This window comes from Vibrio marinisediminis (assembly GCF_014050145.1).
Classification (GTDB): domain Bacteria; phylum Pseudomonadota; class Gammaproteobacteria; order Enterobacterales; family Vibrionaceae; genus Vibrio; species Vibrio marinisediminis.
The window spans coordinates 566102-590998 of the sequence record NZ_JACFYF010000001.1; the positions used below are offsets into that span (position 1 = coordinate 566102).

Below are 24897 nucleotides of genomic sequence, written 5' to 3' on the forward strand. Positions count from 1 at the left end.
TAATGTGTGTCACAAATACTTAATATGTTAATTAGATCAATGATTGGCAATTAATTTCACTAATTCCTCGCAGTTTTCATGGTTTTTACTATCTAAAAGCTCACTAGATAGGCTTATTTTGGTGATTATTGTCACGTTGTTTGTGTAACCATCCGAATTGCCTTTCATATAAAAAGCTATTTGTTTATTTATCTATTTGTTTAATAAGGCTAATTTTGCTTATTTTGCAAAACTGGACAATAGTTAACATATTAAATAAAGTATTTAACATATTAATTAAATGTTGCGAGAGACAGCTCAGATTAGAGCGCCATAAATAAAGCAAAAATAGCTCGCGTCATGTCGGTACAAAACAAAAGGAATACATAATGCTAACAAAGGAACAGTTGCAGAATGCCGCTGAAAGGCTGTACCACGCAGAGAAACAGCGCGAGCAAATCTCCGCTTTAACTCTGGAATTTCCAGAAATGACTATGGATGACGCCTATAAGATCCAGAGTGAGTGGGTAGGGCGTAAAGTTAGCGAAGGTGCTGAAGTAAAAGGTTACAAGATAGGGTTAACTTCACGAGCGATGCAAATGGCCGTCAATATTGATCAGCCAGACTATGGCGTATTACTTGATGAGATGTTTTTCCCTGATGGCGCACAGATCAAAGCGGATGATTTTCTAGACCCAAGAATTGAAGTTGAATTGGCATTTGTACTAAAAGATAAACTAGAAGGTGACAATGTCACTATTTTTGACGTGCTTAACGCAACAGATTACGTTATCCCTGCGCTAGAGTTGATTGCGGCGCGTTGTCACCGTACTGATCCAACGACCGGTTATACACGCAAAGTGTATGACACCATTGCCGATAACGCGGCGAATGGCGGCATCATTCTTGGTGGACGCCCAATCAAACCGACCGAAATGGATCTGCGTTGGGCTGGGGCGATGCTCTACCTCAACGGTCAAATTGAAGAGACGGGTTTAGCCGCGGGCGTATTAGGGCACCCTGCCAACGGGATTTGCTGGGTATGTAAACGCTTTGCCCCGCATGGTGTTTCTTTAGAGCCGGGGCAGGTGATCCTTGCCGGCTCCTTTACTCGCCCTGTCGCCGTGAAAGCAGGCGATACGATTCACGCTGATTTTGGGCCACTGGGTGGCGTTTCGGTTAATTTCGTCTAGGGGAAAGTGATGCTACCAATCAATCAATTTAAACAACAGCTCAACCAACCCGCGCCGCTTTGGGGACTGTGGTTAGGGCTGCCCGATACCAGCTGCGCAGAAATCTGCGGTAGTGCCGGTTTTGACTGGGTGCTTATTGATGGCGAGCATGCCTCGTTTGATCTCACCAGTATTAAGCTTCATCTTCAAGCGCTCGCTGCCCATTCGGCTTCGCCTATTGTACGAGCTGAAGAAGCGAATCCGACCTTAATTAAACGCCTATTGGATATCGGTGCCCAAACTTTGTTGCTGCCGATGATCAATACCCAGCAAGAAGCCGAGTTGGCGGTACAAGCGGCTTTTTATCCGCCGATTGGTCAACGTGGTATCGGTGCTGCTTTAGCACGCGCATCACAGTGGAACAGAATTCCGCAATATCTACAGCGTGCCAATGAAGAGGTGTGCGTACTGGTGCAAGTTGAAACTAAGCAGGCGATTGAAAACATCGAACAAATCGCGTCGGTAGAAGGTATTGATGGCATTTTTATTGGTCCGTCGGATCTGTCTGGATCAATGGGACATATCGGTAATCCTTCACACCCAGAGGTTGTTGCGGCGATCGACCACGCGATTGATGTCATTCAAGCATCAGGTAAAGCGGCGGGCATTTTAAGTTTGGATCCGCAACAAGCGCAGCAGTACGCCAAGCGTGGGGTGAAATTTATAGGTGCCGGAGTGGATACCTTGCTACTTAGAGCCGGGGCGGAGTTGTTAGCCAATCAGCTAAAACAACCGCAAGCCGAGCCAGCGAAATTCGTTGATAACGTTTATTAAATTCAATTAACTACTGATAAGTAGAGAGTAAAAATGAATACACAACTACAAGGAAAAGTGGTGTGCGTAGCACTGAATGATTCGCAGCAACTTGACGCGATGCAGTCTACTTTTGAACAGGCACCATATAAAGCGATGCCAACTCAACCGGTACTCTATTTCAAGCCGCACAATACTTGGAACCATACTCAGGCTGCTATCGCCTATCCAACAGATGATGAACTTGTTGTCGGTGCCAGTGTTGCCTTGGTTATTGGTCAACAGTGCTGCCGCGTGAATGCAGCAAGCGCAATGGACTATGTGGCGGGGGTTGCGCTACTGCACGACTTTTCGCTACCTGAGAACAGCTACTACCGCCCAGATATCAAAGGTAAGTGCCTTGATAACTCTGCCACGCTCAGTGACGCGGTGATGGTGTCTGATATTGGTCAATTGCAGCAACACACCTTACAAACGTTTGTTAATGACCGACTAGCGCAATCTCTGCCATTAGCAAACCTTCAACGCTCTGCCGAGCAACTTATTGGAAGCATTTCACACATTATGACCTTAGAACCAGGTGATGTGATTGCGATCGGTTTTGCTGGGGAACGTACCCCGCTATCACAGGGTGATGAAGTTCGCTCTCAATTGGGTGAATCAATCAAACTGCACAATAACGTTGAAGGAGCAACCGCATGAAACGCGCACGTATTGAATACATGGGAGATGTGTTGTCCGTTGTTATTAACGATGGTGGCAATGCGCTAACACAAGATAATCAAGAGATCCCTCAAGGGCAATTTACTTGGCTATCTCCAATCGAAAACCCAGGCACCATTTTCGCTTTGGGTTTGAACTATGCGGATCATGCTTCAGAGCTGGCGTTTGAGCCACCCAAAGAGCCATTGGTTTTCCTAAAAGGTGGTAATACCTTAACCGCTCATCAGCAGCCTTCTTACCGCCCCGATGATATTGAGTTTATGCACTATGAGTGCGAGCTGGTAGCGGTGATTGGCAAAGAAGCTAAGAACATCAAACGTGAACAAGCTCTTGAGTATGTCGACGGCTTTACCATCTGTAATGACTACGCGATTCGCGACTACTTAGAGAACTATTACCGTCCAAACCTACGCGTGAAAAGCCGAGATTCACTGTGCCCAATTGGTCCTTGGATTGTCGATACCGCTGATATTAAAGAACTCGATAACCTCAAGCTGACCACCCATGTTAATGGCGAGCTAACTCAAGAAGGCAATACGTCAGACATGATTTTTGATGTGCCATTTTTGATTGAGTATCTCAGCAGTTTCATGACACTTAAACCGGGTGATTTGATCGCGACAGGCACACCAAAAGGGCTGAAAGACATTCACCCGGGTGATGTGGTTCGCTGCTCAATTGAAGGTATTGGTAGCTTGGAAAATCCAGTGTTATCAGAAAATGATTTTTACGCGCGTCGCTAAATCAGCATTAGAAGGAAATGATCATGGCTCAACAGTTAGAACTGAATCAAAAAACCGCAGAGCAGTATTTGGCACGCTTTCGCGACAACACTTTAGGTCACTATATTAATGGTGAGTGGACGCTTGGCTCACAAGGTGAGACGTTCGAAAACCTGACGCCGACGGACAATACCTCTCTGGGTCAGGTGGTCAAAGCCTCAGTGGCAGACGTTGATGCTGCCTGTAATGCCGCGCAAAACGCTTTCCAAGCTTGGGCGGATATTTCCGGTGCAGAGCGTAAGAAAATTCTGCATAAATTAGCGGATAAGATTGAAGCGCGCGCAGAAGAAATTGCGTTAGTTGAGTCGATGGATTGTGGTCAGCCACTGCGTTTTATGCGTCAAGCTGCGATCCGTGGTGCAGCGAACTTCCGTTTTTTTGCTGATAAGTCACCAGAAGCGAAAAATGGCTTGTCACTGCATCAAGATACTCACACTAACTACACCATTCGTACACCGATTGGTCCGGTTGGGGTTATCACACCATGGAATACCCCCTTCATGCTTTCAACATGGAAGATTGCCCCTGCTTTGGCTGCGGGCTGTACCGTGGTGCACAAACCTGCTGAATTTAGCCCATTAACTGCGGCTATTTTGGCGGAATGTGCAGAAGAAGCTGGGTTGCCTAATGGCGTGTGGAACATGGTCAATGGTTTTGGCGAAGTGGCCGGTAAAGCGCTGACCGAGCACAAAGCGATTAAAGCGGTCGCGTTTGTTGGTGAGACGGTGACAGGCTCTATGATCCAAGCGCAAGGCGCACCAACTCTGAAACGTGTTCACTTTGAATTGGGCGGTAAAAACCCAGTAATCGTATTTGATGATGCGGACTTTGAGCGCGCGTTGGATGCCGTGGTGTTTATGATTTACAGCTTAAATGGTCAACGTTGCACCAGCTCAAGCCGCTTGCTGATCCAAAATGGTATCAAGCCTAAGTTTATCGAAGCGTTAAAGCAGCGTGTTGAATCATTACAAGTTGGTCATCCATTGGATCCAGAGACTGAAGTGGGACCGCTGGTACATCAATCGCACTACAACAAGGTATTAAGCTACATGACTGCGGCACAAGAAGATGGTGCGACCATCGCCGTTGGTGGTAGAGCATTGCCTGAGAAAGGTAATGGTAACTACCTAACGCCAACCCTGTTTACTGACGCAGATAACACCATGCGCGTCGCTCGTGAAGAGATCTTTGGTCCTGTGCTGACTTGTATTGGCTTTGACAGTGAAGAAGAGGCGCTAGAAATCGCTAACGATACAGAGTATGGCTTATCTGGTTACATTTGGACTTCAAATACCGGGCGTGCAATGCGCATGGCAACCAAAGTGGAAGCGGGGATGATCTGGGTGAATTCCGAAAATAACCGTAATCTACCTTCGCCGTTTGGTGGGATGAAAATGTCGGGTGTTGGCCGTGATGGTGGTGATTGGAGCTTTGATTTCTATATGGAAACGAAGAACGTTTGTATTGCTCATGACATTCACCAAGTCCCGAGTCTCGGTAAGTAATAGCGTTAGACAATCACATTGATATCTACTCACTACGATACGGGTAGAGGAACAATTCGGGCTCGTAGTCTTGAGCCCGAAAAGGAGCCAAACCATGCCACATTTTATTATGGAATACTCACCTAACGTCGAGTCTGACGTAGACATTCCAGCATTGATGCAAGTGATCCATCGCGAAGCGATCGCCACTGGCGTGTTCCCTAAAGGGGGGATTCGTACTCGCGCAGTCAAGTGTGATTACTACCTAGTCGCTGATGAAGATCCGGATAACCGCTTTATTCACCTGACCGCTAAAGTCGGTGTGGGGCGAGATATGGATACGCTTAAACAAGCTGCGCAACGGGTATTTGATGTCTATTGTGAATTTCTCAAGCCAACGTTTGAAAAACACTATCTAAGCATTGGCTTTGAGATGATCGAGCTTCATCCGCAATTGAATTTTAAGAAAAACAATATTCATCAAAAGCTGGCGCAACAAGCGTCGGGTTCATAGCAGTATTTGTGATGTTATTTGTCGCTCATAAGAGGAACGCAGATGTCGGTTGATCAGCTTAGCTATGTCGTCATGACCATATTGCCAGTATTTCTAGTGATTGGTGTTGGCTACCTTGCGTTTAAGCGTCAAATCATCCCGCAAAATGGACATAAAGCTCTGGCGGCGTTTGTGTTTAATTTTGGTCTGCCAGCAGCCATTTTTAGTGCACTGAGCAGTAAATCTCTCAATGAAATTTGGCATGCGGATTACGTGATAGCGTATGCCTTGGGCTCTCTGATCGCATTTGCGCTGGTGGCGCTCTATGCGATGCTGAAGCTGAAAAAAACCGCCGCGCATGCGACGATTTTAGGTCTGGGTGGCAGCTTTTCCAACAGTTTACTGATTGGATTTCCAATCATTTACTTTCTGTTTGGCAACAAAGCCTTGATCCCATTTTCACTGACATTGGTGGTGGAGAACTTGATCATGCTTCCGCTATTGCTAACGCTAGCGGATGTCTCAAATCGTCAAACCCACATTAATGTCTGGGCCAAGTTGACTGAGACACTAGGTAACTTAACCAAAAACCCGATTGTCTTGTCGATAGTGCTGGGGATGGCATGTTCTGGTTTGGGTATCACCACCCCCGATACCGCAACGCGTATTATCGATATGCTGGCTAGCACAGTCACGGGTGTAGCGCTGTTTACCATTGGTGGCGGATTAGTTGGGGTTAAGTTATCTGGTATGCGGCAAGAAATTAGCTTGGTGATGCTGTCTAAATTATTGCTGCACCCGCTGATGGTTTTATTGCTGATGCTGGGCTGGTTTGAATTGGACCCAACCATGAGCGCGGTGGCGGTGATTTTAGCCAGTATGCCGATGTTTGGTGTGTATGCGGTGATAGGTCAGAAATACGATCTTGGCGCTATGTGCGCTGCGGTTTTGTTGCCGACCACGATAATTGCCATGTTGACCGTAAGCTTAGTGACAACCTTAACACTGATGATATTTAGCCACTGATTCAATCTTTGCAAGCAAAGTGAGTAATTACTAACCAATAACCATGCATTCAAGCAATAACATAGCTTCAAGGACAAAATTAGCCTCTAGGAAGCAACACAAAATAAGAATGCAGAACTCAAAAGGAAATGAAAATGGGTAAACTTTGTATCGCAGCAAAAATTACGCATGTCCCGACTATGATCATGTCACAGCAGCCTGGGCGTTTATTTGGCTGTCGACAAGCCGCGATTGATGGACACAAAGAAATCGCCAAGATGGCGAAAGAGATGGACGTCGATACTATTATCGTTCTAGATACTCATTGGCTGGTCAATGCTGGTTATCACGTTAACTCAAACGATGAGTTTAGCGGTAATTACACCAGTCACGAGTTCCCACATTTTATTCAAAATCTAGAATACCAATATACGGGTAATCGCGCTGTGGGTGATTTGATTGCAGAAAAAGCCACAGAGAAGGGGGTATTTACTCTCTCGCACCAAGTGGACTCTCTTGATCTTGAATATGGCACCTTAGTACCAATGCGATTTATGAATGAAGATCGACACTTCAAAGTAGTGTCAGTTGCGGCTTGGTGTACGGTTCATAGCATTGAATCATCGCGTATTCTTGGTCAAGCGATCCGTGAAGCGGTTGAGCAGAGTGATAGCCGTGTGATGCTGTTGGCATCGGGATCGTTATCGCACCGTATTTGGGATAATGATGAGTATGAAGCCAACAATGGCACGTTCACTATTTCAAAAGAGTTCAACCGTCAGGTTGATCTACGAGTGCTTGAACTGTGGAAAAATCGTGATTACAAAACATTCCTTGAAATGTTGCCAGATTATGCCGCGCTGTGTTCAGGGGAAGGTGGCATGCACGATACTGCAATGCTGTTCGGTGCATTAGGTTGGGATGAGTACCAAGGTGAGAGCACTGTGGTAACCGAATACTTCCCAAGCTCAGGTACTGGGCAAGTAAACGTGGTTTTTGAAGTTACGGAGTAAAGTATGCAGCTTAAGTATCCTGCATTGTTTCAACAGCAATGCTACATCAATGGGCAATGGCTAGCGGGTAGTGAAGAAGAAGTAATCACTAACCCATCGAATGGTGAAGTCATTGGTCATGTGCCTACTATGGGGCAAAATGAAGCCGAGCAGTGCGTGGATGCAGCACATAAAGCCTTTAGTGAGTGGAAGCTGACCACGGCTGATCATCGTGCCAATGTTCTGCGCAAATGGTATGAGCTTATGGTTGAGCATAGCGATGATTTAGCCACTATTTTAACCCTTGAACAAGGCAAGCCATTTGCTGAAGCCAAAGGGGAAATTGCTTATGCCGCCAGTTTTGTGCAGTGGTATAGCGAAGAAGCTCGCCGTGCTTACGGCGAGATGATCCCTAGCCATAGACCCAATGGCAAAATTGTAGTGACTAAAGAGCCAATTGGTGTGGTCGCGGCGATTACGCCTTGGAACTTTCCTGCGGCAATGATCACCCGTAAATGTGCGCCTGCCTTTGCGGCGGGTTGTGCGATGGTATTAAAACCTGCGCCGGAGACCCCATTTACTGCCCTAGCATTAGCCAAATTGGCAGAAGATGCTGGGTTACCGAAAGGCTTGTTTAATGTGGTAACCGGTGATGCCATTGCCATTGGCGGTGTCTTTACTGCCGATAAACGGGTGCGTAAAGTCTCTTTTACCGGCTCAACCAATGTAGGCAAGATTTTGATGAATCAATCGGCATCGACAATTAAAAAAATGGCATTAGAGCTCGGTGGTAATGCACCATTTATTGTCTTTGATGATGCGGATATTGATGCCGCTGTTGAAGGTGCAATGATTGCTAAATTCCGCAATGCTGGGCAAACCTGCGTGTGTGCTAACCGCTTATTTGTTCATGATGCTGTTTATGATCAGTTTGCGCAAAAACTGGCGCAAAAGGTTAAAGCACTGAAAGTTGGTGATGGCTTTGCTGACAATGTTGTTATTGGACCGCTTATCAACGCTGGTGCGGTAGCAAAAGTGCAAGCGCATGTTGAAGATGCCGTCGCTAAGGGGGCTGAGGCTTTATGTGGTGCTTTTGCTAAGGATGGTGAGCTGTTTGTTGCCCCATTCGTTTTAACGCAAATGAGCGATGACATGCTGGTGGCACAAGAAGAGACCTTTGGTCCGTTGGCACCCTTGTTCCGCTTTTATGATGAAGCCGAAGTGATTGAGCGTGCAAACAATACCGAATCAGGCTTGGCGGCTTACCTTTATACCCGTTCACTTGGTCGAGCTTGGCGCGTGGGCGATGCGCTTGAGGTGGGAATGGTTGGCATTAATGAAGGGCTAATTTCAACGGCCGCGGCGCCTTTTGGTGGTGTCAAAGAGTCTGGGCTAGGTCGCGAGGGCTCGCGTCATGGCATGGAAGAGTACCTAGAGATGAAGTACATGTTTATGGGTGGTCTTGACCAATAAACGCGCCTTTGCTGGCGTACTTCCCTCAATCAAGAGACAGCATTAACTGTCTCTTTTTTTACGTTCACGAAACTCCGAAGCGGTTTCACCAGTTTGTTTTTTAAAGAATCGAGCGAAGTAGGCAGGGTCGTGATAGCCCAATTCATACGCCACTTGTGAAACTGGCATTGAGGTGAGTAGTAGCAAACGTCGAGTTTCTTGCATTACCCGCTCGGCCACTAGCCTCTTTGACGATAATCCACTGATTCTTCGACAGATATCATTAAGCCTTGCTGTAGTGATCCCTAGCGTTTGCGCGTATTCCGGTAGGGTTAAATGCTGTTTGTAGTGCGCTTCAATCAGTTGGTTAAAACGGTTGAATACATGGACATCATTATTGCGAAATGCCGCCGTAACCGGTTGAGTGTTGGCATGGCGCAGTACTTCAATTAAAGCCAATTGCAGCAATGCTTGGCTAGCGACGTCACTCATAAATTGTGGCTTGTGTTGTTCGTTGACTAACATCTCTAGTTGATTGATCAATGGTGAGTCTTTATCTAGCTGAGTACAAAATGGTTGTAGCGCGGTAGATGCAACGTCATTGCGCCCTATTTCTATATCCAGTAATCGCCACACTAACGGTTGGCTCGCGGTAATGACAAAGCCATTGGCATGATCTTCGGTAACAAAGGAGTGAGGGACAGTCGGTGGGGTAAAAAAGAGCGTTGTACCGGTTTTAAAATAGTGTGCTTCATCAAGCAATACGTGGGTTGTACCTTCTAAAATACAGTGAATTTGATAGTAGCGGTCATGATAGTGAGTGGGCATATTGCGCCCAAAAAATAGCGCTAAGCTATCTAATCTCTCAATGTGAAACTCACTATTGTCATAGCGTGAATCATAGACTTTTCCGATATCTAAGTTGGGAATGGGAACGGCTTCCATCACGATACTTCCTTTATCAAGCTCTACATCTCAATAACGACTCTATCAAATTATAGTTAACATATTATTTATATCCACGAAAAGTACAAGTGAACGTGAGTAACATCCATTTAACCAAGCGTGGCGAGCCGTAATAATGAGCTCATCGCCCAATTAGAAAACAACAACAGGGCTTACCGTCAAAAGGAATCGATGATGAAACAACATAATCCTCTACTCGAAAAGCTACAGACTATTTTGCCAATGATTGCCAGCAATGCTGCGCAGGCAGAACAAGACCGAACGCCACCAGAAGAAAACATTCGCTTACTGAGAGAAATTGGCTTTTTCCGTGCCTTTCAACCTAAAGCTTATGGTGGATTAGAAATTTCATTGCCTGAGTTTACTGACTGTGTTGCCGCTTTGGCTGGCGCATGTGGCGGTACGGCTTGGGGTGCAAGTTTGCTAGCAACGCATAGCCACCAAATGGCGATGTTTTCAAAGCAAGCACAAGAGGAGTTTTGGGGGACAAACCCAGAGGCGACAGCAAGCAGTAGTATTGCCCCATTTGGTAAAACAGAAGAAACCGAAGGCGGAGTTATCTTTAATGGCGACATGCGTTGGAGCAGTGGCTGTGATCATGCTGACTGGTCGATTCTTGGTTTTAACCGTTTTGATAAAGAGGGTAACAAAGTTTACTGCTTCGGTGTTGTACCACGCCATGAGTACAAAATTATTGATGATTGGTATTCTGCGGGGATGAAGTCAAGTGGCACAAAAACGCTGGAATTGAGAGACATTTTTATTCCAGAACACCGCATTGAAACCGCGAAAGGCATGATGGAAGGTTATTCGGCAGGTTTTGACCTATATCCCGATAGCGACATATTTTACACCCCTTACCGCCCTTACTTTGCTTGTGGCTTTGCCGCTATCAGCCTAGGTATTGCCGAGCGTATGTTGGAGGTGTTTAAAGAGAAGCAGAAGAACCGTGTTCGTGCTTATACCGGCGCAAATGTGGGTGTTTCCACACCTGCGTTGATGCGTTTGGCGGAATCGACTCACCAAGTGGCAGCGGCGCGAGCATTGCTTGAGAAAACGTGGAACGATCATAAAGAGCATGGTGAGCGCAAAGAGTACCCGAATGCCGATACACTGACTTACTGGCGAACCAATCAAGCCTACGCGGTCAAAATGTGTATCGCGTCAGTGGACCGCCTATTTGAAGCGATGGGTGGTATGGCGTGGTTTAGTGATAACGAAGGGCAACGTTTGTTCCGCGATTCACACATGACCGGCGCACACGCTTATACTGATTACGATGTTTGCGCGCAGATCCTTGGTCGTCAGCTAATGGGATTAGAACCAGATCCAAGCATGGTGTAAGTAAACACACAACTCATGCTTGAATGAGAGAGCCAACAGTTAAGACATTGCGCGACTGTTGGCTTTTTGTTTCAGCAGCCTATATTGAACAAGATGACAGAGTTCGGAGCGCTAATTACCTATTAATAAAGACAAATTTTCCATTCATTTTCGTTTTCCTGACAAATGCGGATCAGTAATTTGTGTTTGTTCTGACGTAAAAGTCTCAAACGATTCTAATATTAGAAGACAGTATCTGATTGGTTGAATAAGGAATGAAGATGAAAAAAACGCTATTAATACTGACTAGTGCCGTATTCGTGTTAGCGGGTTGCCAAGATGAAGCGCCAGATCAAGCTCTTACTCAAGCACCACCAGAGCAGGTAACAGAAAACGTTACAGTTAAAATAACTGATGATGCTCAAGGGGTAAAATCGCAAGCAGCATCGACAATTTCAGCAGCGAGCAGCACGGAAGTCCGTAGTGACGAGAGCATGGCTGATTCGGACCAGCAACGTTTGGAGCACAGCGCGCGTAACTCGTTGGATTGGGAAGGTCTTTATATAGGGACAATGCCATGTGCAGACTGCTCAGGTATTGCGACCTCATTGACGCTCAATTTTGATGGTAGCTATGTGTATGAGCAAACTTACCTTGGTTCGGCGAAAGATGGCGATCTAAAACCAACCAATGAATATAAGTCGACAGGTGAGTTCATTTGGAATAGTAAAGGTGACACAGTGACCTTGTCTGAAGAAGATGATTCACAACAGTTTTTTGTTGGTGAGAACGTATTGATGATGCTGGATGTTGATGGCAATAAAGTACAAGGTGAGATGGCAGAAAACTATAATTTAGTACAACAAGAATAGTGCCCAAAAAGATTAAAAAAAGTGACCAAGATGGTCACTTTTTTTATGGTTGGATATAACAGCACATCTTTGTATGGAGAGCTGCGTTTTCTCTACCTTTTACACTGTAAAGCGATTAACTAAGTTATACAGTTCGTTTGCTCGGCTATTGAGCTCTTGGCTGCCAGCGCGGTTTTCATTTGCCAGCGCAGCAGATTGGGAGCTTTGGTCTGAAATGACCACGATTCGTTCAGATATTTCCTGGCCTACCAAGCTTTGTTCTTCGGTTGCCGTTGCAATCAATGAGTTCATATCCATGATAGTGGCAATCGACTGTTGGATTTTTACTAGAGCTTCTGCTGCCGCATTGGCTTCTGTTACAGTATCAGAACTACGTGATTGGCTTGATTCCATCGCTTTAACTGCATCATCTGAGGCTGATTTAAGTTGCTGGATCATCTCATGAATTTCACCCGTGCTTTCTTGAGTTCGGCTCGCGAGTTTTCGTACTTCGTCTGCGACTACGGCAAACCCTCGACCTTGCTCACCAGCGCGTGCGGCCTCAATTGCGGCATTAAGTGCCAGCAAGTTGGTTTGTTCTGCAATATCTTGGATAACCTCCAATGAAGAGGAGATGTTTTGCACGTCGCCCTCTAAGCGCGAGATCACGTCTGTCGCTTTTTGTACTTCATCAGCCAGTGCTACGACTGAATTCGCCGCGGAGTTGACGATTTGTTGTGCTTCAAGCGCATTATCATCCGCTTCTTTCGCCGAATCCGCTGCTTGGCAGGCGTTGTTGGAAATTTCTTGCGCCGTTGTGGTCATTTCCGTCATCGCGGTTGCCACTTGTTCGGTTTCTTCGCGTTGTCCGGTTGCTAGCTCATCTACTTGCGCTGCGCGGTTTGACATATTGCTGGTCTCAGAGACCACTTGCTGTCCTACATTACTAACGTTACTAATAATGCTTTGTAAGCTTTCAACAAAAGCGTTGAAGTTGCTACTTAGACGAGCGTATTCTGGCGCCTTAAAGGACTCCATACGAGCAGTTAAGTCTGCATCACCATTGGCAAAAGAGGTGATTGATTGGTCAAACTGTTCTAACGGTTTCATGATTGAACGGTTAATTGCGATAGCGAATAGCGCAACAAGAGCTGAGATGATGCAGCAGAAAATCACAATGGCAATCAATGTATTTTCCAATGCTTCATTGGCGTGGTTGTTCATATCAGCGATAACGGCATCAATATCATCGGTATAAAAACCAGTGCCTAGCATGAGATCCCACTCAGGAATGTAAACAGAGTAGCTCAGCTTCGGTAATGCTTTTGTCTCACCTGGCTTGGGAAAATAGTAAGTTGTGTAGTCACCGGTTTTGGCGTTTGTGATCAGGTCGCGAATGAGGTAGTTGCCCTGTTGATCTTGCAAGTTATAGTAACTTTCACCAATTCCTTTGGTGTGCTTACCCATTACAATACGGATGCCTTTGGAGTCATAACCGAAGATATAGCCATTGTCGCCGTATTCAAGTTCTCTTAACGTTGGCAATGCTTCTTCTAGAGAGGCTCCGCGCGCAAGGAAAGGTTGCACAGCAGATTTTGCCATTTGTACGTAAGTTTTTAGCTCTGATTTCTTTTGTTGCATCATGGTGCTGCTGGTCACTTCGACTTGCTGTGCGGTGAGCTTGGTTGTTTTAATGTAAGCGACTCCCATGACACCAATCGCGATCAAGAGTAAAGGTATAAACGACAACACGTAAAGGCGTGTTCTTATAGTTAGATTCATAATATTCCCTGCGATAATTTGTTTACCTAATACATATATTGCTCATATGTATTACTAGGTTATCCGATATGTTAAACATTTTATCGGCAAAGAACTGTGAAGCTTAAGGCTTTAGTTTTAATTTTTGTATTGAAAAATCCTTTTATAATAAGGCATTGTTATGAGTGTTGTTTACCTTAAAGCAGTCTCACAGAAATTAATTTGTTAAAAATATGATGCATTTTCGCTGGTTAAATATCGATGCCAGTTGTTGCTTATGGTTTGAAATTGCGAAACGCAAAACTCTTTTCTTTCAGTGAGCAAATCGTGTTCAATTTCGTTAAGTAAATCAGCGTGTTTTTCCGGGTTGCTACCGTATACCAAACACAAGGTTGAAAAATAACGTTGTAAATCGAAGCTGTGTTCATCAATGTACTCATCGGCTTGGTAGTAATCGGGTCGGTCTTGAGACTCAAAAGCAAACATATCAGCCGCACTGATACTGGCTTCGTCGCCATTCTCAACATATTCAATCATGATCACGGCGGCAAAGTTATCAACCGCGTCTTCTTCTTTAGCTAAAATAGGTATCGCCTGATCTTCAATATACGCGTGTCCCGCTTCATGCAGTAAAGTGTGCATCATAGTGTCGATGGCACCTAACTGAGCAGAACGATCAAATTTTTCTTGGTATTGGTTTTGCTCAAAGTAGCTCACGGTTTGCGTGTAGAAGTTGTAAGGGATATGGATGGTGTGGGTTTCGGGATCATACAAAGGTCCCTCATCGCCACCATATTGAATGGTGAGTGATTGCTTAAATTTGAAGTGTTCTTGAGCGAGATTAACGATGACTGAGTTAACACCGCTATCAACAATGGCTTGCTTGGCTTTTTTGTCACTGTCTGATTCTGCGGGCAAGTAGGTGACTTGCACAGCCGCGTGTGCAGAGGCGATACCGAATAAGCACCATATTAGGGTACTTTTTGTTAGCATGCCATAAGAGCTAAACATTGTGCGGTCCTTCTTTTTAATCACTTTACAAGACTATAATTACTCATGGTTTATCATGCCAGTTTAGATATGGCATTAATGGTGGATGATTTTGAGCATTTTGAACCGATAAAGCCGCTCAAAAATAAGACGTTAGATTATAATTAGGGAGGTACAGTTGTGTATGGTACACTCGCCGCCCTTCAATATTCGAGAGAGACAAATCGCTATGAGCCTAAAGCAGGAACTTCAACAACTTCACAACCGTCTTGATAGTGCGCAGCGTAAACTTGATGCTGCGAAAGCTCGTGGTGATCAAAGTATGATCACTAAGTTTACTGATGACGTTGATACACTCTCGAAGAAGGTGAACTCGCTACGTGGTAAGCAAGAATATAATGTAAACCAAGAGCGTAAGAGCCTGTTAGATATGCCATTTTCACGTGAAATTACCAAAGCAGAACAAGCTGACCTTGGTAAGTTGAAGAAATCGGTTAAAGGTTTAGTGATTGTTCATCCGATGACAAAGATGGGTAAGCAATTACGCTTAGATGCGATGACGGGTTTTGCACCAAAAAAATTCTAATTACATCATTTCTAGCTTAGAGCAAGGCGATGCTGATATCGCTTTGCCTCGCCTAGCCTAAAGTACAACACTCTCTTTTTTAAACACCGGTTATTCAATATCTGTATGGTGAGTATGCATAGCTTTCGTTATGTGTATGGCATCTTTGCGTTTGTGCACATCCAATTTTTTGAAAATCTTATACACATGTGACTTTACTGTACTTTCAGAAAGATAAAGTGTGTTCGCTATCTGCTTGTTTGATTCTCCTGACGCAACATGGTCAAGAATTTGCCTTTCTCTTGAGGTGAGCGTTTTATATAGCTGGCACCGCTCAAGATTGGGGTTTCTTCTCAGCATCACTAAGTTTTCTAAGCACTTTCTGGGTAGCCATAAGCCACCTTGGAGTACGTAACGAACACTTTGGTATAGGTGCTCGATAGGTGCGGTATTCAGTAGAACTCCTCTTAGAGATGACCAATAGATAAAATCACACTGGATTGACTCTGGTGGCAGGTTGTATATCAGAATATCGATTTTTAGCAGATCAAAATTAGGCAATGTGCTACTGGAGACCATTAGTTGCAGTTGTTCAAAATCAACCAATACCAGATCAATATCTTGTTGTGCTGCAGAAGGGGCTAATTCTAAAGCTGAGAGAACCTCAAGATTGATATCCAGCTTTTCAGTAAGTTGCTGTTCCATCAAGCTTGTTTGTAACGTTTTTTCTGACAAAATCACCACCCGCTCATTTGACATTAACACTCTCTCCGTAAAATTAATTACCTCATACTTTGATCGAAAATCAAGTCCGGTTTGTATATATAACAGATAAAGTATATTCAAGATTTAAGGGTGAGTAGGGGCATTCATAAAATTTACTTACTTAAGTATCATTAGAGGCTAGTCATTAGGTTTAGTTAGTGCCGAGGGGAGCTAATCACCATCTCAATATAATTTCATTAATCTATTGAATTTAATTACATTTCTTTTTCTGGCGTGTTTCACTCTTGCTTAGGCTCCTTATCTAGTTGGGTTAAATTGAGTCAAAGTATGAGTCTTTATCTAAGACGAATACTGCTGTGATCTTCATACTTTGCTCATCTAAATACCACTCTGTATCTGTAACTGCATGTTTATTATTAAGATGCATATTCACTGTTTCAGTTTATTTTCCAACATCGCCATCTGATTCCCATTTTTAGTCTCAACTTTGAGACTTGCGCTTCTGGATGCCTACCTATAATCGAGTTGCTCACGGGCAATAAAAACTAAATTCAGAAATGGACACACACGGAGTGAATGTTATGAACCTTAAAAAAACAGGTATAGCGGTTGCAATGGCAGCAATGATGATGAGCGGTGCAGCGATGGCTGGTTATGGCGGTGGTTATGGCGGAACTGATACTGATGTTGATGTGCTAAGTAACAACGATCTACTTAGTGATAACAATGTTGGTAATGGTCCTGGTCATGATAATAATGACATCACAACTAACAATGGTAACGATGATAATGATATCGACACTAACAATGGTAATGATGACAATAATTTGATTTGGATTGACAAATCTAATGACGGTAATGACGACAACGAATTTACCTCTAATAACGGTAATGACGACAATACTTGGAGAAACAGTAACAACCAAATCGATGCTAGTCATAATTTAAGCTTCGAAGTTGATATGGTTTTAGCTAAGTCTGATTTAGATGGTCATATCTCTAACACCAGCGTTGAATATGGTGAGTCAGCGAGCATGGGTTACCACCATCACGGTTGTAATAAATGTGCAGGTGCTGGTGTGAAAGTGAATAACACTAACACTATGACTGGTTTTAACAACGCCGCTGGTATTACTACGGTTGGTCAATCTGCCGGTGCAAACTCTATGGTTCAACAATCTGTTGTTACTAACGCAACAGTACAAACTAACTAATTATGGAGAATGTCATGCGCTTAGCACTAATAGCGATAAGCAGTTTACTGGTTGTGAACGCTTATGCTGAAGATCTGGTGCTGGCAGACGACTTCGAACTATCCATGGATTCCATGGATAGTTCGCGAGGTGGTCAGTATATAGTTGAAGGTGACCAATATAATATCGATCTTGATAGTATATCGGCATCTTCGGAAGTGAATGGTTTAAGCCAAGGCAATGTCGCAATGGGTACCACAAGCGGTAATAATCATATTGCTGCTGGTGCACTAGCCTCCACTTCTGGTGTTACCAATGTTATACAAAATACCGGTAACAATGTACTGATTCAAAACTCAACTGTCGTTAACCTGACACTGAAATGATATGGTTTTTTGGCGAATCTTAGCGATGTGGATGCTGGTTGTATCAGCATCCGCAAATGCATTAACTTACATGCCAAGTCGAGGCGCGTTCAACGTTCCGGTTAAGAGCTATAAAGAGATATTGTTTGGGGATGTTATCCGCCAGCAATATGATTTTAGCTGTGGATCGGCAGCGGTTGCGTCATTACTTACTTACCACTATGAATATCCGTCAGATGAAGACACTATTTTCAGAATCATGTATGACCTTGGTGATCAAGAAAAGATCAAGAAAAGCGGTTTCTCACTGCTAGACATGAAAGAATATTTGGAAACATTAGGCTTTAAAGCAGACGGGTTCAAAGTACCACTAGCGAAAATGCAGCAACTTGGAGTACCGGGTATTACGTTAGTTAACTTTGATGGTTATATGCATTTTGTAGTCATTAAGGGGATGAATAGTCATTCTGTCATCCTTGGTGACCCTTCACGAGGAACGATTCAGATGAAGTTTGAGGAATTTGCTCAGTATTATTCCGGCATCGTTCTTTTGATTCGTAGCCACGTCAAAATAGCCAAAAATAGCTATGTATCCGACGACAACTACTCACTATACGCACCTTCCCCCCTTGAATCTGGTGTAGCTCGAGATTCTCTAGGTGTGTTTAGTACAACGCTACCCGAACCTGGGGAGTATTAGAAATGTCCAGACGAACATGGTTGATAAGCGCTGTATGCGCGTGCTTAACAGTTCCAGCGTATGCATCAAACTATCAACTAGATAGTCTTGATCCACTTGATAATCAAGAATTATCAGGTTATCGAGCAGGCTTTATTAGTGATGACTTTATGATCAATATTGGGCTCGACATTGCAACGTCGATTAATGGTGAAACGATGTTTAATAACAACATCGCCAATCTGTTTTTCCAAAACGGACGATTAGTTGCAACTGAGCCTGAGGTGACGGTTCCAACGACAGCCGTTGTTCAAGTTGGGGAGGGAAATACTTTTTCTTTGCCAAATAGCAACGTCGTTCAACCAAGCATAACGCAACCTCAGATCAGCGTAAGCCAGATAACAGCACCTTTACCAAGTGTGACTCAAACCGCGATAAACCGAGTCATTCAAAATTCATTGGATGGTACGGTGATTGGTTTTGAAACCATAGTGAACGTTGACGCACAAGTGAATGGTGCATTGAGAAGGTTGGAGCGCAGCAATAAATTGCATCAATCGCTTCAATTTAACTTTAATTAACCCCTCAATTTTGATTTACCCCTCTACAATACGACATGTGCCAGCGATTAATTAATAAACGCTGGCACAGCTAAGTATACAGACCTACAAATTACTTAAAACGTAAATGGAATACGAACATTCAATTGGAAGTCAGGAGTATCTTCAGTTAACCCGGCTTGCGCACTCACATTAAGAGAAGTGGTGGGTGAAAGGGCATAGTTAATACCTAAAGTGAGTGAGTCGAGTTGCAATAGTTTCGCTTCGTCATCCGTTCTGCCATTGACTTTACTTTTGAGAATGGTTTGATGGCTGAGACCAAAGGAGAGAGACAGATCTCGGTTAATTGCAAAACCGAGTCCCGCACCTAGAGAGATGGTGTCCCCCAAGTCGATGTTTGCATTTTCGCCACTGATATCGAAATCGTTTTCAAAATTGTATATATACGAAACGCTTGCAAACAAAACCGCGGGATCCGTTGGGTAAATCATGGATATACCCGGCTCAACACTCCAAAAGCCAGAACCCGTTGGGGCATCGTTTAAAACGTTTGTTAGTGGGTCGACATCGATTTCATAAGGCGATTTACCGGTATCAGATTTAATTCGCAAACTACCGATCCAATAAGGAGCGGTTTCAAAGTTAAATTGATGTCTAATTGCTAACTCAACATCCCCTATACCGCCGCCATCTAAATCCTTATTGATTGTTTCATCCGACGCTCCACTGCTGATTGGGCGTGCTGAAATTTGGTCATTTCGATAAACAAAGGGAATTCGGATTTCAAGCTCAGTGGCATTGGTTAACCCATAGCGCCCTGTTAAGCCTGCTGTAATGGTTGTTCTATCTGAGTCACTGACTTCAATAAGACCAACAACAAGCGCTGGTAGTACCGTATAGCCAACGATACTGACCTTGTTGGATGAGTTTTGTGAGTAATTGAGTGATGCTTCTAAACCAAACTGACCTGCTGGAGTCAATACACCGGGTCTATCAATAACATCGGCAACTGTTTGTGCTCTTTTTGCATCGGTTGCAGGATCTTGCGTTTCTGCAAAAAGTGGCGGAGCAAGTAACAGAAGTGGAAGTGAGTAGAGCAGAGGTTTTGCCATTTTATCGTCCTTTTTTTCTTTGGCCCCTCTTTTAATTAGTTCAGTAATATCACTCTTGCCACCTGTGTTTTACGGTTTGTTTTTACAACAACAGGTACGGGGTGTTGAGTACTGATCGCTTGTTATTGATAAAAAAGAAGATTATATACGGATGGGGAGAGGGGCGACATTTGGTCAGGTTTTAAAAAGACTCCTATTTTTTCTTCGTCTTATTAGTGAGACTCGATAACCACGTTGTTGGTAATTAAATTGCTTCGCGTTTTGGCTGAGTGTTTATAAACAAAAAGAGAGCCAGAAGGCTCTCTTTTTACTATCGTTTGGTTTAACTTATCCCATAAACCAAGACACAAAGATTAATGCACCAAACATAAAGGTGGCAACGAGTGCTGGTTGCCCGCCAGTTGCTGTATAGGTGTTTTCATTTTTACTTTGGGCAAAATCTGGCTTGCGGACCTTGATGACGATTGCCAGTGGTCCCCAAATCGCTAGGAATACCAATATCATGCCAGCGTAATCGAGCATGCTAATGAACTGATTAGCGAATAGGGTGGCCAATATTAATGGCACAACGAAGGTTAAAATATAAGCTTTGGCTGAGTTGTTGGTGACCGCATCTTTGTTTTGGTCATACAGCGCCATTGAAACACCCAAGTATGAGGTGATCAGAGCAAGAGCAGAAAAAACGCCAACAACCGTTTTGAGCATGGTTGTCTCTGCATCAAACGCAGCAATAAGTTGTGAGATGTTCTCAAACTGGCTTACCGCATCAACCCCTAGATTACCGATAACAGCAAATAGCCACGCAAGGTAACAAACCAGAGGAATAATCGAGCCCAATAGCACCATGTTGCGAATTTGCTTAGTCGTGGCGTCTTGGTTATAGCTAACCAATGATGGGATCACGATAATAGCGGCAAAACTGGTAAAGATGACAGCACTGTATTGTATGACATCTGTGGTGGTAAATTGGCTCTCTTGGCTTAGGTTAGCTAGCTCAATATTATTGAACAGCGAGAAGATGACAACAAACAGCATTGCAATCATCAAAATAAACAAACCGCGATTAAGCTTATCAATGTATGACTTGCCAGCGACAACAACCAAGCCCATGACTAGGCTGAATAGGGTGTAGCCAACGACAGGGGAGAGATCTACACCAACTTCAAGCAACATGCTATGCAGCAAGTCACCAATGCCAATGATGTAGGCGATCATTAAGCAGGCCAGCAGCAAGTAAAACAGTATGTTGGTAATATGCATGCCTTTTCGCCCTAAAGTGAAATACGCGATACTACTCATACTGGTACTTTGTGCTGTTTTACTACATGCTTCTGCCAATAAAAGAGTGGCATAAGTGGTCCCAAGAAAGATTACGAACATCAAGCCGGCACTTACAAAAAAACCAAACTGAGCTAATACCATTGGAATAGCTAACATACCTGCACCCAACGCGGTTCCCGCTAAAATCAGGGAACTGCCAAACAACTTCATGTTCAAAAGAAAAGACCCTTACTGAAAATAATTTCAGAACGACATGTAAAAATAATTTGCCAAGACTAGCAAATTATTCTCTAAAAACCGCATAAAAAATTTTTATCTCTGGGAATAGTTTTTCTAATGAATGAGCTTGTTCTCGCGAGTAACCATGAGTAAAAAACGCTTAATTAGTGTTAAATCAGTCAGTTAAATAACCATGTTGTTGATAATATAGACATTGTTGTCGTGGCTGAAAGGTAAAAGTGAAGTCATTTTAAGCACTTACTATGTGATTGTTTGTTAATGTTTATTGATTGGACTCATCGTTCTAGCTCATTTAAAGGGCGGTCTTGTTATGAATCTATCTCTGCTTCTTGAAATCATTTTGGGCTTTTAAACCATAGCGAACGCCTATCATAGTAATAAGTATAAGCGGCTATATAAAACAGCAAACTGGGTCTAATCTTCAGGGTATCAATAAGGCGTTTGCCGGAAAAAACATCAAATAATACCTGAAAGGAATGAAGCGATGAGTAAGAAACTGACTACTGCTGCTGGTTGTCCTGTTGCTCACAACCAAAATGTGATGACAGCAGGTCCTCGTGGACCACAACTTTTACAAGATGTCTGGTTTTTGGAAAAGCTGGCACATTTTGACCGTGAGGTTATTCCTGAGCGTCGTATGCACGCAAAAGGCTCTGGTGCTTATGGGACATTCACGGTTACTCACGACATTACGCAATACACTAGAGCTAAACTATTCTCTGAAATCGGCAAGCAAACAGAGTTATTCGCGCGTTTTACTACCGTAGCGGGAGAGCGTGGTGCCGCTGATGCTGAACGTGACATTCGTGGTTTTGCACTTAAGTTTTATACTGAACAAGGCAACTGGGATTTGGTTGGCAACAATACGCCGGTTTTCTTCCTTCGTGACCCCTTAAAATTTCCTGACTTGAATCACGCAGTAAAACGCGATCCTCGCACCAACATGCGCAGCGCGACCAACAACTGGGATTTTTGGACCTTATTACCAGAAGCATTCCACCAAGTGACCATTGTAATGAGTGATCGTGGTATTCCGGCGTCATACCGCCATATGCACGGGTTTGGTAGCCATACGTTTAGCTTTATCAACGCGGATAATGAACGTTACTGGATAAAATTCCATTTTAAAACTCAGCAAGGCATCAAAAACCTAACCGATCAAGAAGCAGAGCAGATTGTTGGTAAAGATCGTGAAAGCCATCATCGTGATTTGTATGAAGCGATTGAGCGTCAAGATTTTCCGAAGTGGAAAATGTACGTACAGATCATGCCTGAGCTAGAGGCGGACCAAGTCAACTTCAACCCATTCGATCTAACCAGAGTGTGGTCACAAAAAGATTACCCACTCATTCCGGTTGGTGAATTTGAGTTAAATCGTAACCCTGAAAACTTCTATGCGGAAGTGGAGCAATCGGCGTTTAACCCAGCGGCAGTGGTTCCGGGGATCAGCTTCTCACCAGATAAAATGTTGCAAGGTCGCTTGTTTGCTTATGGTGATGCACAACGCTACCGCTTAGGGGTCAACCACCATCAAATTCCGGTCAATGCGCCACGTTGCCCTGTTCACAGCTACCACCGTGACGGTGCGATGCGTGTTGATAGTAACTTTGGTTCAACGATTGGTTATGAGCCAAATCATCAACAAGAATGGGCGGAACAGCCAGACTTTTCTGAGCCGCCGATGCGCATTTCAGGTGACGCTGATCATTACGATCACCGTGTGGATGAAGATTACTTTAGCCAAGCGGGGGATCTATTCCGTCTCATGAATGAAGAGCAGCGCCAACAGCTATTTAATAATACGGCGGCGGCAATGGACGGCGTGCCTGACTTCATTAAGCAGCGCCATGTTGATCACGCTTATCAAGCTGATCCGGATTATGGTAAAGGCTTACAAGCCGTACTGGGTCTATAACGACCATTTGTTGCAAACAATATATCTAAAGGCGCGAAAGCGCCTTTTTTCTGCTCAGCATTTATACCCAAGCATCTTGAGGTTACTTGGGTATACGGTCCTCTATATAGAGCTCAATACATATTGTTTAACAGCGCTGTTGGGCTTGGTTGAGTAATAGCTGATAAAACGCAGTTGCGGCTGGACCGGTTTTTGCGCCTTTTGGCAGCGTTAAATGTAACGCCACTTGATAACGTTCTGATTGCTCAATATTGACCACTTTGATGTTGGGATTAATGCGCTCACTCACCATATGCAATGGTAGGCGGCAATAGCCTACACCTTGCTCAATGGCACGTAGGGCATGGTCAAAATTGTCGACAGTTATCCGTTGTCTTGATTTTAGCCAACCCACATCACGCTTGCTGCTGGTTGAGTCACCTAAATCGCGCACCACTATCTGGCAAGTGGTCGAAAAGTCCGCCAAGCAGAGTGATGTTTTGCTTGCGAGTGGATGATGGCTAGCCACCACGGGAACCATCGTCGTGGTACCGAATGCTTCTGCAGGGTAGTTGGTGATAGGCAAGTTTATAATGGCAATGTCGGCTTGCTCGCTCACCACCATCTCTGTGGTTTTGCTTAATGAGGTTTCGATGACCTGAATCGAGGTCGCGCTGTTGTCTTGCAAAAAGCGCTGCATGGGCTGGTAGAGCCAATTTGGATTACATAGGTGGTCAATTGACACCGTAATTTGTGACTCCACGCCGCTACTTAATTGCGTACTGATCATCTCCAGTTCATGTGCTTGTTCCAGCATTGAATCGGCACGTCGCAACAGCGTTTTTCCGTGTTCGGTTAAAACAGCCCGCCTACCTTGCACAGCAATGAGCTCAATACCTAACTGTTGTTCCAGCTTCTTTACTGAATAAATCAGTGTCGTGTGGCTTTTGTTCAGCGCCTGAGCTGCCGCTTGTATGCTACCGGCTTGGTCAATGTAATGCAGTGTTTGCCATTGCTCTAAAGTGGTTTTGAGTCTCATTGGTCAATTTTTTAGACAGTTAATGGCAAAATTATGAACTTTTTTGTCGAAAATATAAAGGCGATAATCATCTTATCGACAACAAGCCAGTTGGCATTCGTTGTTAACGTGTATCAGACAAATTAAGGAATAACGACCATGGCAAAACTATTACAAGTGGATTTTGATTTTCAAGGACCATTCGGTGAAGAGATGACACAAGCAATGACAGGCTTGGCTGAGTCAATTAATCAAGAGCCGGGCGTCATCTGGAAAATTTGGACGCTGAGTGAGAAAGACCAACTTGGTGGTGGTATTTATTTGTTCGAAGACGAAGCAACCGCGACGGCGTATTTGGCAATGCATACTGAGCGCTTAACTCAAATGGGTATTAGTAATATTCGTGGGGTGATTTTTGATATTAATCAGCCACTAAGCGCAATTAACCAAGCTCCACTACAATAAAGTAGTGCTCTCA

At 44.1% G+C, this 24897-nt stretch carries 25 protein-coding genes; 18 read left to right on the top strand and 7 right to left on the bottom strand.

Annotation, left to right across the window (positions count from 1 at the left end; all coding sequences use genetic code 11):
• Nucleotides 1–368: 368 nt before the first annotated feature.
• The 9 genes from hpaH to H2O73_RS02670 all read left to right on the top strand — a co-directional run bounded on the left by hpaH (nt 369) and on the right by H2O73_RS02670 (nt 8916).
• Nucleotides 369–1172 (top strand): 2-oxo-hept-4-ene-1,7-dioate hydratase, encoded by an 804-nt coding sequence (hpaH, locus tag H2O73_RS02630; RefSeq protein WP_182106234.1) that lies wholly within the window; start codon nt 369–371, stop codon nt 1170–1172.
• A gap of 9 nt (nt 1173–1181) precedes the next feature.
• On the top strand, nt 1182–1985 hold the full coding sequence (gene hpaI / locus H2O73_RS02635) for a 4-hydroxy-2-oxoheptanedioate aldolase (protein WP_182106236.1): 804 nt from the start codon (nt 1182–1184) through the stop codon (nt 1983–1985).
• Between the two features lie 33 nt (nt 1986–2018).
• The gene (locus tag H2O73_RS02640; protein ID WP_182106238.1) at nt 2019–2666 is read left to right on the top strand and encodes a fumarylacetoacetate hydrolase family protein; all 648 of its coding nucleotides are present in this window, start codon (nt 2019–2021) and stop codon (nt 2664–2666) included.
• Nucleotides 2663–3430 (top strand): fumarylacetoacetate hydrolase family protein, encoded by a 768-nt coding sequence (locus H2O73_RS02645; RefSeq protein ID WP_182106240.1) that lies wholly within the window; start codon nt 2663–2665, stop codon nt 3428–3430. Before H2O73_RS02640 ends, H2O73_RS02645 begins: the two co-directional genes overlap by 4 nt.
• Before the next feature lie 23 nt (nt 3431–3453).
• The gene (gene hpaE / locus H2O73_RS02650; protein ID WP_182106242.1) at nt 3454–4974 is read left to right on the top strand and encodes a 5-carboxymethyl-2-hydroxymuconate semialdehyde dehydrogenase; all 1521 of its coding nucleotides are present in this window, start codon (nt 3454–3456) and stop codon (nt 4972–4974) included.
• Between the two features lie 94 nt (nt 4975–5068).
• The gene (locus H2O73_RS02655) at nt 5069–5467 is read left to right on the top strand and encodes a 5-carboxymethyl-2-hydroxymuconate Delta-isomerase (RefSeq protein WP_182106244.1); all 399 of its coding nucleotides are present in this window, start codon (nt 5069–5071) and stop codon (nt 5465–5467) included.
• A 42-nt stretch (nt 5468–5509) separates the two neighbouring features.
• Nucleotides 5510–6472 (top strand): AEC family transporter, encoded by a 963-nt coding sequence (locus H2O73_RS02660; protein ID WP_182106246.1) that lies wholly within the window; start codon nt 5510–5512, stop codon nt 6470–6472.
• A 134-nt stretch (nt 6473–6606) separates the two neighbouring features.
• Nucleotides 6607–7464 (top strand): 3,4-dihydroxyphenylacetate 2,3-dioxygenase, encoded by an 858-nt coding sequence (hpaD, locus tag H2O73_RS02665; RefSeq protein WP_182106248.1) that lies wholly within the window; start codon nt 6607–6609, stop codon nt 7462–7464.
• A gap of 3 nt (nt 7465–7467) precedes the next feature.
• Entirely contained in the window at nt 7468–8916 is a 1449-nt protein-coding gene (locus tag H2O73_RS02670) for an NAD-dependent succinate-semialdehyde dehydrogenase (RefSeq protein WP_182106250.1), read from the top strand.
• Between the two features lie 42 nt (nt 8917–8958).
• Here the strand turns inward: H2O73_RS02670 and hpaA are convergent, their stop codons facing one another.
• Nucleotides 8959–9840 carry a 4-hydroxyphenylacetate catabolism regulatory protein HpaA gene (hpaA, locus tag H2O73_RS02675; RefSeq protein WP_182106924.1) on the bottom strand — a complete coding sequence of 294 codons (882 nt, stop codon included), beginning with the start codon at nt 9838–9840 and terminating at the stop codon, nt 8959–8961.
• 192 nt (nt 9841–10032) lie between these two features.
• On the opposite strand from hpaA, the gene H2O73_RS02680 reads away from it, so the two are divergent.
• Complete coding sequence (locus tag H2O73_RS02680) at nt 10033–11205, top strand: p-hydroxyphenylacetate 3-hydroxylase oxygenase component (RefSeq protein WP_220457442.1); 1173 nt, start codon at nt 10033–10035, stop codon at nt 11203–11205.
• A 260-nt stretch (nt 11206–11465) separates the two neighbouring features.
• Nucleotides 11466–12056 (top strand): copper resistance protein NlpE, encoded by a 591-nt coding sequence (locus H2O73_RS02685; protein ID WP_182106254.1) that lies wholly within the window; start codon nt 11466–11468, stop codon nt 12054–12056.
• 99 nt (nt 12057–12155) lie between these two features.
• On the opposite strand, the gene H2O73_RS02690 is transcribed toward H2O73_RS02685, so the two are convergent.
• Both H2O73_RS02690 and H2O73_RS02695 read right to left on the bottom strand, forming a co-directional pair.
• Nucleotides 12156–13817: a methyl-accepting chemotaxis protein gene (locus H2O73_RS02690; protein WP_182106256.1), complete on the bottom strand. Its 1662-nt coding sequence runs from the start codon at nt 13815–13817 to the stop codon at nt 12156–12158.
• 204 nt (nt 13818–14021) lie between these two features.
• Entirely contained in the window at nt 14022–14789 is a 768-nt protein-coding gene (locus tag H2O73_RS02695) for a DUF4344 domain-containing metallopeptidase (RefSeq protein ID WP_182106926.1), read from the bottom strand.
• A gap of 226 nt (nt 14790–15015) precedes the next feature.
• Here H2O73_RS02695 and H2O73_RS02700 point away from each other — a divergent pair, with 226 nt between their 5' ends.
• Nucleotides 15016–15372, top strand: a complete 357-nt coding sequence (locus tag H2O73_RS02700) for a YibL family ribosome-associated protein (protein WP_182106258.1) — start codon at nt 15016–15018, stop codon at nt 15370–15372.
• A gap of 90 nt (nt 15373–15462) precedes the next feature.
• Here the strand turns inward: H2O73_RS02700 and H2O73_RS02705 are convergent, their stop codons facing one another.
• Nucleotides 15463–16110 (bottom strand): helix-turn-helix transcriptional regulator, encoded by a 648-nt coding sequence (locus tag H2O73_RS02705; protein WP_182106260.1) that lies wholly within the window; start codon nt 16108–16110, stop codon nt 15463–15465.
• Nucleotides 16111–16658: 548 nt separating this feature from the next.
• Here H2O73_RS02705 and H2O73_RS02710 point away from each other — a divergent pair.
• Genes H2O73_RS02710 through H2O73_RS02725 form a run of 4 tightly spaced genes read left to right on the top strand, consistent with a single transcriptional unit; the run spans nt 16659 to nt 18895 of the window.
• The gene (locus H2O73_RS02710) at nt 16659–17291 is read left to right on the top strand and encodes a hypothetical protein (protein WP_182106262.1); all 633 of its coding nucleotides are present in this window, start codon (nt 16659–16661) and stop codon (nt 17289–17291) included.
• 14 nt (nt 17292–17305) lie between these two features.
• On the top strand, nt 17306–17656 hold the full coding sequence (locus H2O73_RS02715; protein WP_182106264.1) for a carbon storage regulator: 351 nt from the start codon (nt 17306–17308) through the stop codon (nt 17654–17656).
• Between the two features lies 1 nt (nt 17657).
• Nucleotides 17658–18335 carry a C39 family peptidase gene (locus H2O73_RS02720; RefSeq protein ID WP_246335819.1) on the top strand — a complete coding sequence of 226 codons (678 nt, stop codon included), beginning with the start codon at nt 17658–17660 and terminating at the stop codon, nt 18333–18335.
• A 2-nt stretch (nt 18336–18337) separates the two neighbouring features.
• Entirely contained in the window at nt 18338–18895 is a 558-nt protein-coding gene (locus tag H2O73_RS02725) for a hypothetical protein (protein ID WP_182106266.1), read from the top strand.
• A gap of 95 nt (nt 18896–18990) precedes the next feature.
• Here H2O73_RS02725 and H2O73_RS02730 read toward each other — a convergent pair whose 3' ends face one another.
• The gene (locus H2O73_RS02730) at nt 18991–19986 is read right to left on the bottom strand and encodes a transporter (protein ID WP_182106268.1); all 996 of its coding nucleotides are present in this window, start codon (nt 19984–19986) and stop codon (nt 18991–18993) included.
• A 327-nt stretch (nt 19987–20313) separates the two neighbouring features.
• Entirely contained in the window at nt 20314–21477 is a 1164-nt protein-coding gene (locus tag H2O73_RS02735; protein WP_182106270.1) for an amino acid permease, read from the bottom strand.
• A gap of 514 nt (nt 21478–21991) precedes the next feature.
• Between H2O73_RS02735 and katE2 the strand changes: the two genes are divergently transcribed.
• Nucleotides 21992–23422: a catalase KatE2 gene (gene katE2, locus H2O73_RS02740; RefSeq protein ID WP_182106272.1), complete on the top strand. Its 1431-nt coding sequence runs from the start codon at nt 21992–21994 to the stop codon at nt 23420–23422.
• Between the two features lie 127 nt (nt 23423–23549).
• Here the strand turns inward: katE2 and H2O73_RS02745 are convergent, their stop codons facing one another.
• The gene (locus tag H2O73_RS02745; RefSeq protein ID WP_182106274.1) at nt 23550–24440 is read right to left on the bottom strand and encodes a LysR family transcriptional regulator; all 891 of its coding nucleotides are present in this window, start codon (nt 24438–24440) and stop codon (nt 23550–23552) included.
• 138 nt (nt 24441–24578) lie between these two features.
• Between H2O73_RS02745 and H2O73_RS02750 the strand changes: the two genes are divergently transcribed.
• Nucleotides 24579–24884, top strand: a complete 306-nt coding sequence (locus tag H2O73_RS02750) for a monooxygenase (RefSeq protein ID WP_182106276.1) — start codon at nt 24579–24581, stop codon at nt 24882–24884.
• Nucleotides 24885–24897: the final 13 nt, after the last annotated feature.

Coding starts and splice junctions, on each gene's coding strand:
- hpaH (WP_182106234.1), top strand. CDS start 369: ATGCTAACAAAGGAACAGTTGCAGAATGCCGCTGAAAGGCTGTACCAC.
- H2O73_RS02725 (WP_182106266.1), top strand. CDS start 18,338: ATGTCCAGACGAACATGGTTGATAAGCGCTGTATGCGCGTGCTTAACA.
- H2O73_RS02680 (WP_220457442.1), top strand. CDS start 10,033: ATGATGAAACAACATAATCCTCTACTCGAAAAGCTACAGACTATTTTG.
- H2O73_RS02655 (WP_182106244.1), top strand. CDS start 5,069: ATGCCACATTTTATTATGGAATACTCACCTAACGTCGAGTCTGACGTA.
- H2O73_RS02720 (WP_246335819.1), top strand. CDS start 17,658: ATGGTTTTTTGGCGAATCTTAGCGATGTGGATGCTGGTTGTATCAGCA.
- H2O73_RS02670 (WP_182106250.1), top strand. CDS start 7,468: ATGCAGCTTAAGTATCCTGCATTGTTTCAACAGCAATGCTACATCAAT.
- H2O73_RS02735 (WP_182106270.1), bottom strand. CDS start 21,477: ATGAAGTTGTTTGGCAGTTCCCTGATTTTAGCGGGAACCGCGTTGGGT.
- H2O73_RS02640 (WP_182106238.1), top strand. CDS start 2,019: ATGAATACACAACTACAAGGAAAAGTGGTGTGCGTAGCACTGAATGAT.
- H2O73_RS02745 (WP_182106274.1), bottom strand. CDS start 24,440: ATGAGACTCAAAACCACTTTAGAGCAATGGCAAACACTGCATTACATT.
- H2O73_RS02685 (WP_182106254.1), top strand. CDS start 11,466: ATGAAAAAAACGCTATTAATACTGACTAGTGCCGTATTCGTGTTAGCG.
- H2O73_RS02715 (WP_182106264.1), top strand. CDS start 17,306: ATGCGCTTAGCACTAATAGCGATAAGCAGTTTACTGGTTGTGAACGCT.
- H2O73_RS02730 (WP_182106268.1), bottom strand. CDS start 19,986: ATGGCAAAACCTCTGCTCTACTCACTTCCACTTCTGTTACTTGCTCCG.
- H2O73_RS02660 (WP_182106246.1), top strand. CDS start 5,510: ATGTCGGTTGATCAGCTTAGCTATGTCGTCATGACCATATTGCCAGTA.
- H2O73_RS02700 (WP_182106258.1), top strand. CDS start 15,016: ATGAGCCTAAAGCAGGAACTTCAACAACTTCACAACCGTCTTGATAGT.
- H2O73_RS02695 (WP_182106926.1), bottom strand. CDS start 14,789: ATGCTAACAAAAAGTACCCTAATATGGTGCTTATTCGGTATCGCCTCT.
- hpaA (WP_182106924.1), bottom strand. CDS start 9,840: ATGGAAGCCGTTCCCATTCCCAACTTAGATATCGGAAAAGTCTATGAT.
- hpaD (WP_182106248.1), top strand. CDS start 6,607: ATGGGTAAACTTTGTATCGCAGCAAAAATTACGCATGTCCCGACTATG.
- H2O73_RS02710 (WP_182106262.1), top strand. CDS start 16,659: ATGAACCTTAAAAAAACAGGTATAGCGGTTGCAATGGCAGCAATGATG.
- H2O73_RS02705 (WP_182106260.1), bottom strand. CDS start 16,110: ATGTCAAATGAGCGGGTGGTGATTTTGTCAGAAAAAACGTTACAAACA.
- H2O73_RS02750 (WP_182106276.1), top strand. CDS start 24,579: ATGGCAAAACTATTACAAGTGGATTTTGATTTTCAAGGACCATTCGGT.
- H2O73_RS02645 (WP_182106240.1), top strand. CDS start 2,663: ATGAAACGCGCACGTATTGAATACATGGGAGATGTGTTGTCCGTTGTT.
- hpaE (WP_182106242.1), top strand. CDS start 3,454: ATGGCTCAACAGTTAGAACTGAATCAAAAAACCGCAGAGCAGTATTTG.
- hpaI (WP_182106236.1), top strand. CDS start 1,182: ATGCTACCAATCAATCAATTTAAACAACAGCTCAACCAACCCGCGCCG.
- katE2 (WP_182106272.1), top strand. CDS start 21,992: ATGAGTAAGAAACTGACTACTGCTGCTGGTTGTCCTGTTGCTCACAAC.
- H2O73_RS02690 (WP_182106256.1), bottom strand. CDS start 13,817: ATGAATCTAACTATAAGAACACGCCTTTACGTGTTGTCGTTTATACCT.